Genomic DNA, 14,888 nt, shown 5'->3' with positions numbered 1-14,888 from the left:
GCCCGATAGCCTGCACGCGTGCTGACAGTGCAAGACGCCCTCATCCGCCTGCAGAAGTTCTGGACCGACCGCGGCTGCATGGTCGTGCAGCCGTTCAACACCGAGGTGGGCGCCGGCACGATGAACCCGGCCACCGTCATGCGGGTGCTGGGTCCCGAGCCCTGGCGGGTGGCGTACGTCGAGCCGTCGGTGCGACCCGACGACAGCCGCTACGGCGAGAACCCGAACCGACTGCAGACGCACACCCAGTTCCAGGTGATCCTCAAGCCCGACCCGGGCAACCCGCAGGAGCTCTACCTGGAGTCGCTCGAGGCGCTCGGCATCGACATCCGCGCGCACGACGTGCGCTTCGTCGAGGACAACTGGCAGCAGCCGGCGATCGGCGCGTGGGGGCTCGGCTGGGAGGTCTGGCTCGACGGCATGGAGGTCACCCAGTTCACCTACTTCCAGCAGGTGGGCGGGCAGAACCTCGACCCGGTGAGCGTCGAGCTCACCTACGGCATCGAGCGGATCATGATGGCCCAGCAGGGCGTCAGCCACTTCAAGGACATGCAGTACGCCCCCGGCCTCACCTATGGCGAGGTGTTCGGGCAGAGCGAGTACGAGATGTCGCGCTACTACCTCGACGACGCCGACATCGGTGCCAACCAGGACCTGTTCGAGCACTACACGACCGAGGCCCAGCGGCTGATCGACGCCCGGCTGCCGGTGCCGGCGTGGACGTACGTGCTGAAGAGCTCGCACGCGTTCAACGTGCTCGACGCACGCGGCGCGGTGTCCACGACCGAGCGGGCCAAGTCGTTCTCGCTCATGCGCCGGCTGGCCCGCGAGGTCGGGCAGCTGTGGGTCGAGCGGCGCGAGGAGCTGGACTTCCCGCTGCTCAAGGCCGACCTCGGCCAGATCCAGGTCGGGTCGGCCGTCATGCCGCCGCGGCCGGAGGAGCCCGAGGCGCCCGAGGCCGCCTCGCTGCCCACCGACGCGCAGGACTTCGCGCTCGAGATCGGCGTCGAGGAGCTGCCGCCGCACGTCGTCGGGCAGGCCATCGACCAGGTGCGCCAGGCGCTCACCGACGGGCTGGCCGCCACCCGCCTCACGCACGGCGCGATCGAGGTCGTCGGCACGCCGCGGCGCATCGTCGCGACCGTCGCGGGGCTGTCGGCGCGCGAGCCCGACGCGGAGACGCTGCGCAAGGGCCCGAAGGTGAGCGCGGCGTACGACGGCGAGGGCAACCCGACCAAGGCCGGCGAGGGCTTCGCCCGCGGGCAGAAGGTCGCCGTCGAAGACCTGGAGCGGGCCGAGTTCGACGGGGTCGAGCACGTCGCCGTGCGCATCAGCGAGCAGGGACGCGACGTGCTCGAGGTGATGTCGGCGCTGGTCGCCGACGTCGTCGGGTCGCTGCGCGCCGACAAGAACATGCGGTGGAGCGACCCGCAGCTGAGCTACAGCCGCCCGATCCGGTGGCTGGTGGCGCTGTGGGGCGAGACCGTCGTGCCCGCGCAGGTGTCGGGTCTGCGCGCGGGGCGGACGACGTACGTCCGGCGCACCGACGCCACGCCGCTGGTCCGCGTCGACGACGCGGCCGGTCTGCGCAACACCCTCGAGACGCACGGGCTGGTGCTCGACCCGGCGAAGCGCCGCGAGCTGGTCGTCGAGCAGGCCACCGAGCTGGCCCGCGGCGTCGGCGGCACCGTCGACGTCGAGGCCGAGGCGGCGCTGGTCGACGAGATCACCAACCTCGTCGAGGAGCCGCGCGGCATCCTCGGGTCGTTCGGTCCGAAGTACCTCGAGCTGCCCGAGCAGATCCTCACGACCGTGATGCGCAAGCACCAGCGATACCTCCCGGTGCGCGACGAGTCCGGCGCGCTCATGCCGCACTTCGTCACCATGACCAACGGCGAGGTCGACGAGGACCTGGTGCGCGCCGGCAACGAGTCGGTGCTGCGCGCGCGATACGAGGACGCCGCGTTCTTCTTCGACAGCGACCTCAAGGTGCCGCTCGCCGACCTGCGGTCGGGCATCTCCAAGCTGACCTTCGAGGACCGCATCGGGTCGATGGCCGACCGGGCCGACCGCATCCGCGACGTGGCCACCGCGCTCGCCGCCGACGTCGAGCTGGACGCCGACGAGCGGTCGACCCTGGCACGCGCGGGGGAGCTCGCGAAGTTCGACCTGTCGTCGCAGATGGTGGTCGAGCTGTCGTCGCTCGCCGGCACGATGGCCCGCGAATATGCCTCTCGCGCAGGCGAACCCGCCGCCGTGGCCGAAGCGCTGTGGCAGATGGAGCTGCCCCGCTCGACCGGCGACGCCCTGCCTGACTCCACGCCGGGCGCGCTCCTGGCGCTCGCCGACCGCTTCGACCTGCTGGCCGCGATGTTCGCGATCGGCGCCAAGCCCACCGGGTCGTCCGACCCGTTCGCCCTGCGGCGGGCGGCGCTGGGCGTCGTCAACATCCTGCGTGCGCAGCCGGCGCTGGCGTCGATCACCGTCGAGCGCGGACTGACCGCCGCCGCTGACCGCCTCAAGCAGCAGGGCGTCGACGTCAGCGACGAATCCGTCGAGAGCGCAACGGAGTTCGTGGTCGGCCGGTTCGGGCAGGCGCTGCGCGACGAGGGCGTGCCCGTGGGGCTCGTCAACGCCGTGCAGGCGCTCGCCGACGCTCCCGGCACCGCCGAGCAGGCGCTGCGCGACATCCAGCAGCTGGCCGGCGACCCGCAGCTGGCGCCGACCGTCGAGGCCGTGCAGCGGATCACCCGCATCGTGCCCGCGGAGACCGCGCCGACGTACGACCGGGCGCTGCTGGCCTCCGACGCCGAGGACGCCCTCGCGGTCTACGTCGAGGAGCTGCCCGACCACGCCCGCGACGGGCTCCCGGCGTGGCTGCCCGACGCGCACCGGCTGGTCGCGCCGCTCACGACGTTCTTCGACGACGTGCTGGTGATGGACCCCGACGAGCAGGTGCGGGCCGCGCGGCTCGGGCTCCTGCAGACCATCGTCGACCGGGCGCCGGCCGGCATCGACTGGAAGGCGCTCGACTCGGCGCTCTAGCACCGCCTCTATGTCACTCTAGTCATATGGGCCGAGCTGGGCCATGCTGAGGGATGGACTCCTTCGCAGCAGCACGGTTCCTCGGTCGGGTCGCCCTGGCGACGGTCGCGGCGGGCGGCCTCGCGGCCTGCGGGTCGGGTGACGACCGCCCCGCCGCGGGGTCGGCCTCCGGGCCCGCGACCGCCGCTTCCTCCCCGGCGACAGGCCCGCCTGCCTCCCCGTCGACCTCTGCGCCGTCCCTGGCCTGCCTGCCCGGCGGCCGGTCGCTCCCGGGCGCGCACGGCACCAACGCCACCGTGACCGGCCGGGGCGCCACCGCGGTGGTCTTCGTCAACACGGCCGACGGGACCGCCTGCGACTGGGCCGACTACGCCAAGACCCTGGTCGAGGACGGCACCACCGTCGTGGCGTACGACTACGCGACGCCGGACGGTCCGCTCGCCGACCGGCAGCGGGAGCTGCGCGGCGTCGTGGCCGGGGCCAGGGCGCAGGGCGCCGATCGCGTCGTCGTGATCGGCGGGTCCCGCGGCGGGTGCCTGGGACTGATCGAGGCGGCCTCGTCCGCGGACATCGACGCCGTGGGCGTGCTGAGCTGCGCGAAGGTGTGGAACCGGGGCGACCCGACGGCCCTCGCGGGCTATCTGCCGAAGGTGCGCCAGCCGGTGCTGTCGGTGGTGGCGGCGCAGGACCCCGACGTGCCCGAGTCGGAGGTGCGGGCCGATGCCGCGGCGCTGCCGCGCGCGAGCGTGCTCGTCGTCCCGGGGGACGAGCACGGCGTGCCGCTGCTGACGCAGCCGAGGGTGACCGCGCAGCTCACGGCACTCGTCAGGGGGAGCTGAGCGGACCGAGCGCGGACTCCAGGCGAGGGGTGACGCCCCACTGCCGGCACAGGTCGGCGTACGCCTGCCGGTCGTCCGCGGTGGCGGCCGAGCCGGTGCGCACCGCGCGGATGATCGCGTTGCGCGGGGTGTGCTTGCTGTCGACGAACTCGATGACCTCGGTGCGGTACCCCTGCTGGCGCAGCAGCGCCGCGCGCAGCCCGTCGGTGAGCACGTCGGCCATCCGCTCGCGCAGGATGCCGTGCCGGGTGAGCAGGGCGTACGGCCCGGGGACCGTCTGCGCGTCGAGCTGGCGTTGCAGGTCGTGGTGGCAGCACGGCGCCGCCACGACCACGGGCGCCGCCCACCGCACCGCCTGGGCGAGGGCGTCGTCGGTCGCGGTGTCGCACGCGTGCAGCGCCATCACCAGGTGCGGCTCCTGGTCCAGCTCGGTCTCGCCGATCATCCCCTGGACGAACGTGAGATCCGTTGCGGCGCCGAGGTTCTCGGCGACGAGCGAGTTGTGCTCACGCGACTGCGCCTTGCTGTCGACGCCGGTGACGTGCACGTCAAGGCCGCGCACCTCGCGCAGATATCGGTAGGCCGCGAACGTGAGGTAGGCGTTGCCGCAGCCGAGGTCGACCACCCGCAGCGGGCCGTCGCCCGCGGCGGCCACGGCGGCGTCGAGCACCGGCTCGAGCGTGGCGAGGAAGTCCTGCACCTGGGTGAACTTGTCGCGGCGCGACGGCTTGATCGTGCCGTCGGCGGTGGCGATGCCGAGCGCGGCGAACACCGGGTCGTCCTCGGCGAGCCAGCGCCGCTTGGCGCGGTCGTGGCTGCGGTCGACGGTGGCGGTCGCGGCCCTGGATCGCTGCACGACCGCGCGCCCCTTCTTGTTGACCCGGACCGCGTGGTCGCCGCCGGTGGTCTCCACGTGCCAGTGGCCGTACGCCTGGCTCAGCAGGCCCTCGACCTCGCCGGTCGCGGCCTCGGCGTCGTGGTTGCTGGTGTGCGCCTGCGTCGCGTCGAAGCGCTGCACCTGCAGCCGGCGGCCGGCCTTGAGGTCGACGTAGCGCAGCTCGACCCGGTGGTAGGCCGGCGGCTCGGACCCGCGCAGGGCGCCACCGGCGACCGCCCGCACCAGACGCTCGGGGTCGAGCAGGAGCGGGGCGAGGTCGGCGTACTCAGGGACGGCGGGGGAGGGCACCTGTCGACGGTAACCCGGGGCGAACCGGGGTTCGCGCGCGACGCCGGCGTACATCTGGACAGGACGAACGAGCCGAGTCCCGCGTGCTCCCGCGGGATCTCGGGGCGCACGCCGCGTTCTTCCTGTCGAACTGTCCGCCTCGGGGGTCTCGATACGGCCGCTCGTCCCTCGCGGCCTGCTCGACCTGCATGGGCGGCCCTGCTCGACCGGCATGATCGGGCGCCTCGACCGGGATGGTGGGCCGCCGCATAGCCTGGGTCCATGACCGACCAGACCTCCCGTCAGGGCTTCTCCACCCGCGCCATCCATGCGGGGCAGGAGCCCGACCCGCGCACCGGCGCCGTCGTGCCGGCGATCTACCAGACGTCGACGTACAAGCAGGACGGTGTCGGCGGCTTCCGCGAGGGGTATGAGTACTCCCGCTCGGCGAACCCCACGCGCACCGCGCTCGAGGAGTGCATCGCCGACCTCGAAAGCGGGGCAAGGGGATTCGCGTTCGCGTCGGGTCTGGCGGGCGAGGACGCGATCATGCGCGGGCTGCTCGGGCCGGGTGACCACATGGTGGTGCCGACCGACGCGTACGGCGGCACCTACCGCCTGGTCGCCAAGGTGCAGCAGCGCTGGGGCGTCGACCACAGCCTCGCGAAGGTCTCCCAGCCCGACGCGATCCGCGGCGAGATCCGCCCCGGCGTGACGAAGATGATCTGGCTCGAGACGCCCACCAACCCGCTGCTCGGCATCGCCGACATCGCCGCCATCGCCGAGATCGCGCACGAGGCCGGGGCGCTGCTGGTCGTCGACAACACCTTCGCCTCGCCCTACCTGCAGCAGCCGATCGCGCTGGGCGCCGACATCGTCGTGCACTCCACCACGAAGTACGTCGGTGGCCACTCCGACGTCGTCGGCGGCGCGGTCGTGGTCGCACCGCAGATCGCCGTCCCGGAGTACGCCGACGCGGCCGAGCGCATCGCGTTCCACCAGAACTCCATGGGCGGCGTCGCCGGCCCGATGGACTCCTGGCTCACCCTGCGCGGGCTGAAGACGCTCGCCGTGCGCATGGAGCGGCACTGCGACAACGCCGAGCGGGTCGTCGAGTTCCTGCGCAGCCGCAGCGACGTCACGCACGTGAACTACCCCGGGCTCGACTCCCACCCGGGCCACGACGTCGCCGCGAAGCAGATGCGCCGGTTCGGCGGCATGGTCAGTTTCCAGGTCGAGGGTGGCGAGCAGCGCGCGCTGGACATCGTCGGCTCCACCAAGCTGTGGATCCTGGGGGAGTCGCTCGGGGGCGTCGAGTCGCTCATCGAGCACCCGGGCCGGATGACCCACGCGAGCGTCGCGGGCACCGAGCTGGAGGTCCCGAGCGACCTGATCCGGCTCTCGGTCGGCATCGAGGACGTCGACGACCTCGTCGCCGACCTCGAGCAGGCCATGGGCTGACCTGATGGCTCGGGGGTGCTGGCGATGACGTTCATGACCGGGCTGCTCGCGGTCGTCGGGGTGCTGATCCTCGTCGCCGCGTTCGCCGGTGGCGGCTGGGCGCTGTTCGACCACGCGCGCCGCACCGGCAGCCGGCCGCTGCAGTTCCTCGGTCTGGCGCTGATGGGCATCGCGGCCTACGGCCTGGTGGCCGCGGTGGTCGCGCTCGTGACCTGGCTCACCTGAATCGTTGCTACCCGCGGACACACGCTGTCCGTGGGGGGTGTCATGCTCTGAGCCGTGACCGATTCAGTGACCGCCGAGGGGCTCAAGAAGCACTACGGCGACGTGAAGGCCGCCGACGGGATCTCGTTGCGCGTGCCCGAGGGAAGCGTCCTGGGAGTGCTGGGCCCGAACGGGGCCGGCAAGACCACGACGGTGCGCATGCTCACCACCCTGATCAAGCCCGACTCGGGCCACGCGACCGTGGCCGGGGCCGACGTCGTGCGCCAGCCCGGCGAGGTGCGCCGGCGCATCGGCGTCAGCGGGCAGTACGCCGCGGTCGACGAGTACCTCAGCGGCTTCGAGAACCTCGAGATGGTCGCGCGTCTCTATCACCTGTCGGGGCCGGCCGCGAAGGCACGCACCCGCGAGCTGCTCGCGCAGTTCCGCCTCGAGGACGCGGCCGACCGCCCCGCCAAGACCTACTCCGGCGGCATGCGGCGCCGGCTCGACCTCGCGGGCGCGCTGGTCGCCAACCCGCCGGTGATCTTCCTCGACGAGCCGACCACGGGCCTCGACCCGCGCAGCCGCGGCGACATGTGGGACGTCATCGCCGACCTGGTGCGCGGCGGCACCTCCGTGCTGCTCACCACGCAGTACCTCGAGGAGGCCGACCGGCTGGCCGACAACATCGTCGTGGTCGACCAGGGCAAGGTCATCGCCGAGGGCACGGCCGACCAGCTCAAGGACCAGGTGGGCGGCTCGCGGCTGCACGTCACCATCGCCGACGCGACCCGGCTCGGCGAGGCGCGCTCGCTGCTGGGCCAGGTCGGCGCGGGCGACCAGCCCGACCTCGACGAGCACACCCGCACCCTCACCGTGCCGGTCTCCGGCGGCACCGACTCCCTGCTGCGGGGGGTCCGGGCGCTCGACGACGCGGGCATCGCCGTGCAGGACATCGGGATCCGTCGCCCCACGCTGGACGACGCCTTCCTGTCCCTCACCGGCCACCGCGCCGAGGACGCCACCGACGACGCCGAGGCTGGGGCCGACCAGCAGCAGGAGGTCAGCTCATGAGCACGCTCGTCCCCGACGCCTGGACCGTCACCCGGCGCAACCTGATCAAGATCAAGCGGGTGCCCGACCTGCTGGTCTTCACCACGCTGCAGCCGATCATGTTCATCCTGCTGTTCGGCTACGTCTTCGGCAGCCTCGCCGGCCCCGGCAACAACGCCGGATACCGCGAGTTCCTGATGTGCGGCATCTTCACCCAGACGATCATCTTCGGCGCCACCCTCACCGGGTGGGGCATGGCCGAAGACATGCAGAAGGGCGTCATCGACCGCTTCCGCACGCTGCCGATGCACCCCGGCGCCGTGCTCTTCGGGCGGACCCTGTCCGACCTGCTCACCAACGTCGTCGTGCTCGTCGTCATGACCCTCACCGGGCTGGCCATCGGCTGGCGCATCCGCGAGGGGATCGCGGGGGCCGTGGTGGCGTACGGCCTGATGCTGCTGTTCGCCTACGCGTTCAGCTGGATCATGGCGTTCGTCGGCCTCGCGGTGCGCACGCCCGAGATCGTCAACAACGCCTCGTTCATCGTGATCTTCCCGCTGACGTTCATCGCCAACACGTTCGTGCCGAGCGAGCAGATGCCGGCGGTGCTCAAGGCGATCGCCGGGTGGAACCCGGTGTCGACGCTGACCCATGCCGCCCGCGAGAACTTCGGCAACCTGTTCGCTCTGCCCGGGCAACCGGGCGTGAGCCAGGAGCAGCGGCTCGCGACGATCGAGTACACCTGGGCGCTGCGCAACGCCGAGATCTACACCCTCGGCTGGATCGCGCTGATCCTGGCGATCTTCGTCCCGCTGTCGATCCGGATGTACCAGCGGGCCGTCGCGCGGTAACCGGTGCGGCGGCATCGTCGCCGAAGCGGGACCCCACGAATGCGCGAGGCGTACAGGAATTCCTGTACGCCTCGCGCATTCTTCGGTGTCTCGGCCCGCGCCGGACGCTGCGACCCTCAGTCGGTGTAGGGCGTCGCGTCGAGGATCTTGACCTTGACGGTCTTGCCGTTGGGCGCTTCGTACTCGGCGGACTCGCCCTTCTTCTTGCCCATGATGGCCGCGCCGAGCGGCGACTTCTCGGAGTAGACGTCGAGCTCGCTGTCGCCGGCGATCTCGCGGCTGCCGAGCAGGAACTTCTCCTCGTCGCCGAACATCTCGACGGTCACGACCATGCCGGGCTCGACGATCCCGTCGTCCTTGGGGGCCTCGCCGACGATGGCGTCGCGCAGCAGCGACTCGAGCTGGCGGATGCGGGCCTCCATCTTGCCCTGCTCCTCCTTGGCCGCGTGGTAGCCGCCGTTCTCCTTGAGGTCACCCTCGTCGCGGGCGGCCTCGATGCGCTTGGCGATGTCGGTGCGACCCTCGCCGGAGAGGTGCTCCAGCTCAGCCTTCAGCCGGTCGTAGGCGTCCTGGGTCAGGAAGCTTGCCGAGGTGTTGGCGGTGTCGGTCACGGTTGGTCTCCTTGGGAATGAACGTAGGCCGGGTGGCGAACCACCCGGCACAAACAACGCGGTCCGGGATGGCGCCTACGACGACGAGTCGACGTCAAGGCCAGCCCAGACCGTGGTTGAACTGACAAGTCTAACAGCGAACGGCTCGATGGCCATTCCCCGCGGTCAGCTGCGGGGGGTCACCCCGGGGGTGTCGGTCGGGGTGCGCTGGCACGACTCGACCGTGGTGGCGACGGCCCGCTGGGTGGTCTTGACCTCCACGACGTGGCGGGTGGACTCGAACCGGCTCGCGGGCAGCGCGACGGTGCGCCGTCCCACGGTGGACTTGTCGGGAGCGAGGGCGACCAGCGTGCAGGTCACCGGGCCGTTCTCCGGGTCGATGACGTCGAACCGGACCTGGACCGTGCGGTCGTCCACCGTGGTGCGCCCGGTGTCCTGCCAGGAGATGCCGCTCGACGCCGAGATGCCGAACCACACCGTCACCGCGACCGCGAGGGTGATCGCGATGGTGCCGAAGATCCACCAGCGTCGCTGCTCGGGCGCGGGACGGGGGATGGGCACGCGGGCTCCTTGCAGAGGGGGAGGTCGATGGCCACCGGCGCAGGGTCGGTCGGTGCGCAGTGAGAGGATAGGTGGCGATCCTGCGGGCGAGCCGAGTGCCCCGCGGGAGCGCTGCAACGAGTGCACCAGGAAGGAACCTCACGTGGCCGAGCGGATGCGTCTGATGGCGGTCCACGCCCACCCCGACGACGAGTCGAGCAAGGGCGCCGCCACCCTCGCCAAGTACGTCGCGGAGGGCCACGAGGTGCTCGTCGTCTCGTGCACCGGCGGGGAGCGCGGCGACGTGCTCAACCCGCGGCTGCAGGACGACCCGCAGATCCTGCGCGAGCTGCCCGAGGTGCGCCGGCGCGAGATGGCCGCGGCCGCCGAGATCCTCGGCATCGACCACCACTGGCTCGGCTTCGTCGACTCCGGGCTCCCCGAGGGCGACCCGCTGCCGCCGCTGCCCGAGGGCTGCTTCGCGCTCGAGCCGCTCGACATCACCGTCGAGGCCCTCGTGCGCGAGGTGCGGCGCTTCCGCCCGCACGTGATGACGACGTACGACGAGAACGGTGGCTACCCCCACCCCGACCACATCATGTGCCACGTGGTGTCGGTCGCCGCGTTCCGCGCGGCCGGCGACCCCGAGGCCTACCCGCACGCCGGGCCGGCCTGGCAGCCGCTGAAGCTCTACTACGACCGGGGGTTCTCCCGCGCCAAGCTCGAGGCCTTCCACGAGGCGCTGATCTCGGCCGGCGAGGAGTCGCCGTACGCCGAGTGGATCGCGGGGTGGAAGGACCGGCCCGAGGGGCGGATCACCACCCGGGTGCAGGTCGCCGACTACTTCGAGCAGCGGGAGCGGGCGCTGCTCGCGCACGCCACGCAGGTCGACCCCGACGGCAACTTCTTCCGCATCTCGCGCGAGATGCAGGCCCAGGTCTGGCCCACCGAGGACTTCGACCTGACACTGTCTTACGTCCCCCTCCCCGACGACGGGGACGAGGACGACCTGTTCGCCGGGCTCGGCACCACCGCCGAGGCCGACGAGCGCGCGACGCGCGGCGGGCAGCAGCTCGTCGTCGACGACGTGCGCGAGAGGGTGCCCGAGGAGGCCCGATGAACAACGAGAGCATCGAGAGCGTCACCACGACCGCCGGTCTGGTGGGCTTCATCGTGCTGTTCACGATGTCGCTCGCCTGCTGGTGGATCTTCCGCAGCATGAACAACACGATGCGGCGCATTCGCTACCGCGACGAGGTCGAGCGCGCCGAGCGCGGCGAGGACGCGGGCGGGTGGAAGCCCGGGATGCCGCTGCAGCGGTGGTACGGCCCGGAGCGGCCGGAGACCGACGGGAAGCGGCCCGTCGCTCAGGCCAGCGCGCCCGACGCCCCGGAGTAGATCGCGAGCGACGCCGCGACGTAGTGCGCGACGAACGCCAGCACCGTGAAGGTGTGGAACACCTCGTGGAAGCCGAACCAGCGGGGTGAGGGGTCGGGCCGCTTGAGGCCGTAGACCACGGCGCCGAGCGTGTACAGCAGCCCGCCGGTCGCGATCAGCGCGACCACGGCGACGCCGCCGTGCTGCAGCATCGGCCCGAAGTAGAACACCGCCACCCAGCCGAGCGCGACGTACACCGGGACGTAGAGCCAGCGCGGCGCCCCGACCCACAGGATGCGGAAGGCCACCCCGACCAGCGCCCCGGACCAGACGATGATCAGCAGCGTGCGGGCCTGGTCGGGCGGCAGCAGGGTGAGCGCGAACGGCGTGTAGGTGCCGGCGATGATCAGGAAGATGTTGGAGTGGTCCCACCGCTTCAGCACGGCCAGCACGCGCGGTGACCAGCGACCCCGGTGATAGACGGCCGAGGTGGTGAACAGCAGCACCGCCGAGATCCCGAAGACCAGCGCGCCGATGCGGCCGCGCGTGGTCGGCGCCAGCACGATGAGCACGATCGAGGCCGCCAGCGCCAGCGGCGCCATGCCCAGGTGCAGCCACCCGCGCAGCCGGGGCTTGACGTACGCCGCGAGCTCGCGCGCAGACTCGCTCGCCTGATCGAGCGTCTCGGCGACGGCGTCTCCGGTGCGGGCCATGTACCGAAGAGTACGGCGTGCGGCTGGGAGCCGGCCGCACGCACCGTGGCGACCAGGCTGCAACCGACCGGCGCTCGGCTGCGTCAGTGTCTGCGAAGCTCACGTGCTCGGGCCGGGGATCTCAGGGCCGGCCGGGTGTGCGGGTTGCCTGCGGGTGCGCACGGTGACCGGCGGGCGAAGGGTGGCGAGGGGTACGGTGCTGGGGGCGTCGGTGAACAGTCAGGAGCTGGAGATGGCAGGGCCGTTCGATCTGTTGTATCGGGCGTACGAACGCAATCTCAGCCGCTCGCTCCCGACCGAGAAGCTGCCGCGGCACGTCGGGGTGATGCTCGACGGCAACCGGCGCTGGGCCAAGCTGCGCGGCCACGACACGCAGACCGGGCACCGCGCGGGCGCCGACAACATCAAGCCCTTCCTCGGGTGGTGCGAGGAGGTGGGTGTCGAGGTCGTCACGCTGTGGCTGCTGTCGACCGACAACCTCAACCGCCCGCAGGCCGAGCTGGCGCCGCTGCTCACGATCATCGAGGACGTCGTGAGCGACCTGGCGGGGGAGAAGCGCTGGCGGATCAACGCCGTGGGCGCGCTCGACCTGCTGCCGCAGCAGACGACCCTGAAGCTGAAGTCGGCGGCCGACGCCACCCGCGAGGTCGACGGGCTGGTGGTCAACATCGCGGTGGGCTACGGCGGGCGGCAGGAGATCGCCGACGCGGTGCGCTCGCTGCTGCAGGAGCACGCGTCGCGCGGCACCACGCTCGAGGAGCTTGCCGAGGTCATCGACGTCGACACCATCGCCGGGCACCTCTACACCAAGGGCCAGCCCGACCCCGACCTGGTGATCCGCACCTCGGGCGAGCAGCGGCTCGGCGGCTTCCTGCTGTGGCAGAGCACGCACTCGGAGTTCTACTTCTGCGAGGCCTACTGGCCCGACTTCCGCCGCGTCGACTTCTTGCGCGCGCTGCGGGCGTACGCCGAGCGGGAGCGGCGGTTCGGCGCCTGAGGGTTCGGCGGCTGACGAAGCGGTCGGCGCAGATCGTGCGTTGACGTCCGAAATGTGGAGAGCCGGCCCGGGATCCCGGGGGCGGGCTTCTCAGATCGTGCGTTGTCGTACGAAATGGGCTGGGTGGTCGGAGCGCTCGCCGGCGGGGTGATCACGGCAGGCGGTGAACGGCGTACGAACGTGCGTCGAAAGGTCGGCGCCACGCCGTCCGGATATGCGGTGCAAGGGCGCGGAGGTCGTAGCGTCGGCAGCGACACGAGAACACCCGTCCTCGTGTTCGGGAGGCCCATCACATGGAGCGAACGTTGCTCCGGACGGAGGGCCGGCACCGGCTCCACCGTCTCGTGGGGGCTCGGTCCCGGCACCTCGTCCGAGAGTAGGCCGACGCGGGAATCGCCCGCGGCGGCAAGGAGATTCGACCATGGCATCTGCCCGGCAGTCCTCCCGTTCCTCGCAGGCATCCGCGTCCACGGCACCCTCGCAGCGCACGTTCGTGCTCGACACCTCGGTGCTGCTCTCCGACCCCCGGGCGATGACCCGGTTCGCCGAGCACGAGGTGGTGCTCCCGGTCGTGGTCGTGACCGAGCTGGAGGCCAAACGTCACCACCCGGAGCTGGGCTACTTCGCGCGGCAGGCGCTGCGGATCCTCGACGAGCTGCGGGTCGAGCACGGTCAGCTGGACTCGCCGGTGCCGATCGGTGACGGCGGGTCGCTGCGCGTCGAGCTGAACCACACCGACCCCGAGTCGCTGCCGGCCGGGTTCCGGCTGGGCGACAACGACACGCGCATCCTCGCGGTGTCGCGCAACCTCGCCAACGAGGGGCACGACGTCACGGTCGTCTCGAAGGACCTGCCGATGCGGGTCAAGGCCTCGGCGGTGGGGCTGCCGGCCGAGGAGTACCGCGCCGAGCTCGCGGTCGACTCCGGCTGGACCGGCATCCAGGAGCTGGAGGCCACCGACGCCGAGCTCGACACGCTCTACGAGGACAGCCGGGTGGAGCTGGCGCAGGCCGCCGACCTCCCCTGCAACACGGGCGTGGTGCTGCTCGGCGGGCGGGGGAGCGCGCTGGGCCGGGTCATGGCCGACAAGTCCGTACGCCTGGTGCGGGGTGATCGTGACGCGTTCGGTCTGCACGGGCGCAGCGCCGAGCAGCGCATCGCGCTGGACCTGCTGCTGGACCCGGACGTGGGCATCGTGTCGCTGGGCGGGCGCGCCGGCACCGGCAAGTCGGCGCTCGCGCTGTGCGCCGGGCTCGAGGCGGTCATGGAGCGTCGGCAGCACCGCAAGGTCATCGTCTTCCGCCCGCTGTACGCCGTCGGCGGCCAGGAGCTCGGATACCTGCCCGGCACCGAGAACGAGAAGATGGGCCCGTGGGCCCAGGCGGTGTTCGACACGCTGGGGGCGGTGTGCTCGCGCGAGGTGGTCGAGGAGGTCGTCGACCGTGAGCTGCTCGAGGTGCTGCCGCTGACCCACATCCGGGGCAGGTCGCTGCACGACGCGTTCGTCGTGGTCGACGAGGCGCAGTCGCTGGAGCGCAACGTGTTGCTGACGGTGCTGTCGCGGGTGGGGCAGAACTCCCGCGTGGTGCTGACCCACGACGTGGCGCAGCGCGACAACCTGCGGGTCGGCCGGCACGACGGCGTCGCCGCAGTCATCGAGAAGCTCAAGGGCCACCCGCTGTTCGGCCACGTCACGCTGCACCGCTCCGAGCGCAGCCCCATCGCGGCGCTGGTGACGGACCTGCTGGAGGGCTCCGACGTGTGACGAGAGCCCTGGGCGGTGGTGGGCTCACGCGTAGCGTCGGCACCGCCCAGGGATGAGGAGCACGTCGCGAAGACTCCGACGTGTGACGAGAGCCCTGGGCGGTGGTGGGATCACGCGCAGCGTCGGCACCGCCCAGGGATGAGGAGCGCGTCGCGAAGACTCCGACGTGTGACGAGAGCCCTGGGCGGTGGTGGGATCACGCGCAGCCGGCACCGGCGTACGTCGAGATCCCGTGCATGAAACCGGGTTTCGTGCGTCTGACCCTGA

General features: G+C 71.7%; 14 protein-coding genes. 10 read left to right on the top strand and 4 right to left on the bottom strand.

Going from position 1 to position 14,888, the window contains the following annotated elements; genetic code table 11:
- Positions 1-18: 18 nt before the first annotated feature.
- On the top strand, positions 19-3,045 hold the full coding sequence (locus FB554_RS11745) for a glycine--tRNA ligase (protein WP_142006298.1): 3,027 nt from the start codon (positions 19-21) through the stop codon (positions 3,043-3,045).
- A 53-nt stretch (positions 3,046-3,098) separates the two neighbouring features.
- Positions 3,099-3,884 (top strand): alpha/beta fold hydrolase, encoded by a 786-nt coding sequence (locus FB554_RS11740; RefSeq protein WP_142006296.1) that lies wholly within the window; start codon positions 3,099-3,101, stop codon positions 3,882-3,884.
- On the opposite strand, the gene FB554_RS11735 is transcribed toward FB554_RS11740, so the two are convergent.
- Positions 3,871-5,070 carry a class I SAM-dependent methyltransferase gene (locus tag FB554_RS11735; protein ID WP_211344588.1) on the bottom strand — a complete coding sequence of 400 codons (1,200 nt, stop codon included), beginning with the start codon at positions 5,068-5,070 and terminating at the stop codon, positions 3,871-3,873. The two genes, FB554_RS11740 and FB554_RS11735, sit on opposite strands and share 14 nt — an antisense overlap.
- Before the next feature lie 261 nt (positions 5,071-5,331).
- On the opposite strand from FB554_RS11735, the gene FB554_RS11730 reads away from it, so the two are divergent.
- From FB554_RS11730 to FB554_RS11715, 4 genes are read left to right on the top strand one after another with little or no spacing between them, the layout of a single operon-like run.
- Positions 5,332-6,510, top strand: coding sequence for a cystathionine gamma-synthase (locus FB554_RS11730; protein WP_142006292.1), 1,179 nt, complete (start codon positions 5,332-5,334; stop codon positions 6,508-6,510).
- Positions 6,511-6,534: 24 nt separating this feature from the next.
- On the top strand, positions 6,535-6,735 hold the full coding sequence (locus FB554_RS11725; protein WP_142006290.1) for a hypothetical protein: 201 nt from the start codon (positions 6,535-6,537) through the stop codon (positions 6,733-6,735).
- A 54-nt stretch (positions 6,736-6,789) separates the two neighbouring features.
- Complete coding sequence (locus tag FB554_RS11720) at positions 6,790-7,788, top strand: ATP-binding cassette domain-containing protein (RefSeq protein WP_142006288.1); 999 nt, start codon at positions 6,790-6,792, stop codon at positions 7,786-7,788.
- A complete protein-coding gene (locus FB554_RS11715; RefSeq protein WP_142006287.1) occupies positions 7,785-8,618 on the top strand; it encodes an ABC transporter permease in 834 nt (277 codons plus the stop codon). The genes FB554_RS11720 and FB554_RS11715 overlap by 4 nt, the downstream gene beginning before the upstream one ends.
- 116 nt (positions 8,619-8,734) lie before the next feature.
- Here the strand turns inward: FB554_RS11715 and greA are convergent, their stop codons facing one another.
- Both greA and FB554_RS11705 read right to left on the bottom strand, forming a co-directional pair.
- On the bottom strand, positions 8,735-9,229 hold the full coding sequence (gene greA, locus FB554_RS11710) for a transcription elongation factor GreA (RefSeq protein ID WP_142006285.1): 495 nt from the start codon (positions 9,227-9,229) through the stop codon (positions 8,735-8,737).
- 165 nt (positions 9,230-9,394) lie between these two features.
- Positions 9,395-9,790 (bottom strand): DUF4307 domain-containing protein, encoded by a 396-nt coding sequence (locus FB554_RS11705; protein ID WP_170206860.1) that lies wholly within the window; start codon positions 9,788-9,790, stop codon positions 9,395-9,397.
- A 142-nt stretch (positions 9,791-9,932) separates the two neighbouring features.
- On the opposite strand from FB554_RS11705, the gene mca reads away from it, so the two are divergent.
- Positions 9,933-10,889: a mycothiol conjugate amidase Mca gene (mca, locus tag FB554_RS11700; RefSeq protein WP_236022381.1), complete on the top strand. Its 957-nt coding sequence runs from the start codon at positions 9,933-9,935 to the stop codon at positions 10,887-10,889.
- The gene (locus tag FB554_RS11695; protein WP_142006282.1) at positions 10,886-11,167 is read left to right on the top strand and encodes a hypothetical protein; all 282 of its coding nucleotides are present in this window, start codon (positions 10,886-10,888) and stop codon (positions 11,165-11,167) included. Before mca ends, FB554_RS11695 begins: the two co-directional genes overlap by 4 nt.
- Here FB554_RS11695 and trhA read toward each other — a convergent pair.
- Entirely contained in the window at positions 11,137-11,859 is a 723-nt protein-coding gene (gene trhA, locus FB554_RS11690; RefSeq protein ID WP_142006280.1) for a PAQR family membrane homeostasis protein TrhA, read from the bottom strand. The genes FB554_RS11695 and trhA overlap by 31 nt on opposite strands.
- Before the next feature lie 232 nt (positions 11,860-12,091).
- Between trhA and FB554_RS11685 the strand changes: the two genes are divergently transcribed.
- On the top strand, positions 12,092-12,856 hold the full coding sequence (locus FB554_RS11685) for an isoprenyl transferase (protein WP_142006278.1): 765 nt from the start codon (positions 12,092-12,094) through the stop codon (positions 12,854-12,856).
- Positions 12,857-13,277: 421 nt separating this feature from the next.
- Entirely contained in the window at positions 13,278-14,621 is a 1,344-nt protein-coding gene (locus FB554_RS11680) for a PhoH family protein (protein ID WP_142006276.1), read from the top strand.
- The last annotated feature ends 267 nt before the right edge of the window (positions 14,622-14,888 follow it).

The organism is Barrientosiimonas humi, from assembly GCF_006716095.1.
Classification (GTDB): Bacteria; Actinomycetota; Actinomycetes; order Actinomycetales; family Dermatophilaceae; genus Barrientosiimonas; species Barrientosiimonas humi.
The sequence above is the reverse complement of the archived record's forward strand: the minus strand, read 5'-3'. Positions and strand labels throughout refer to the sequence as shown.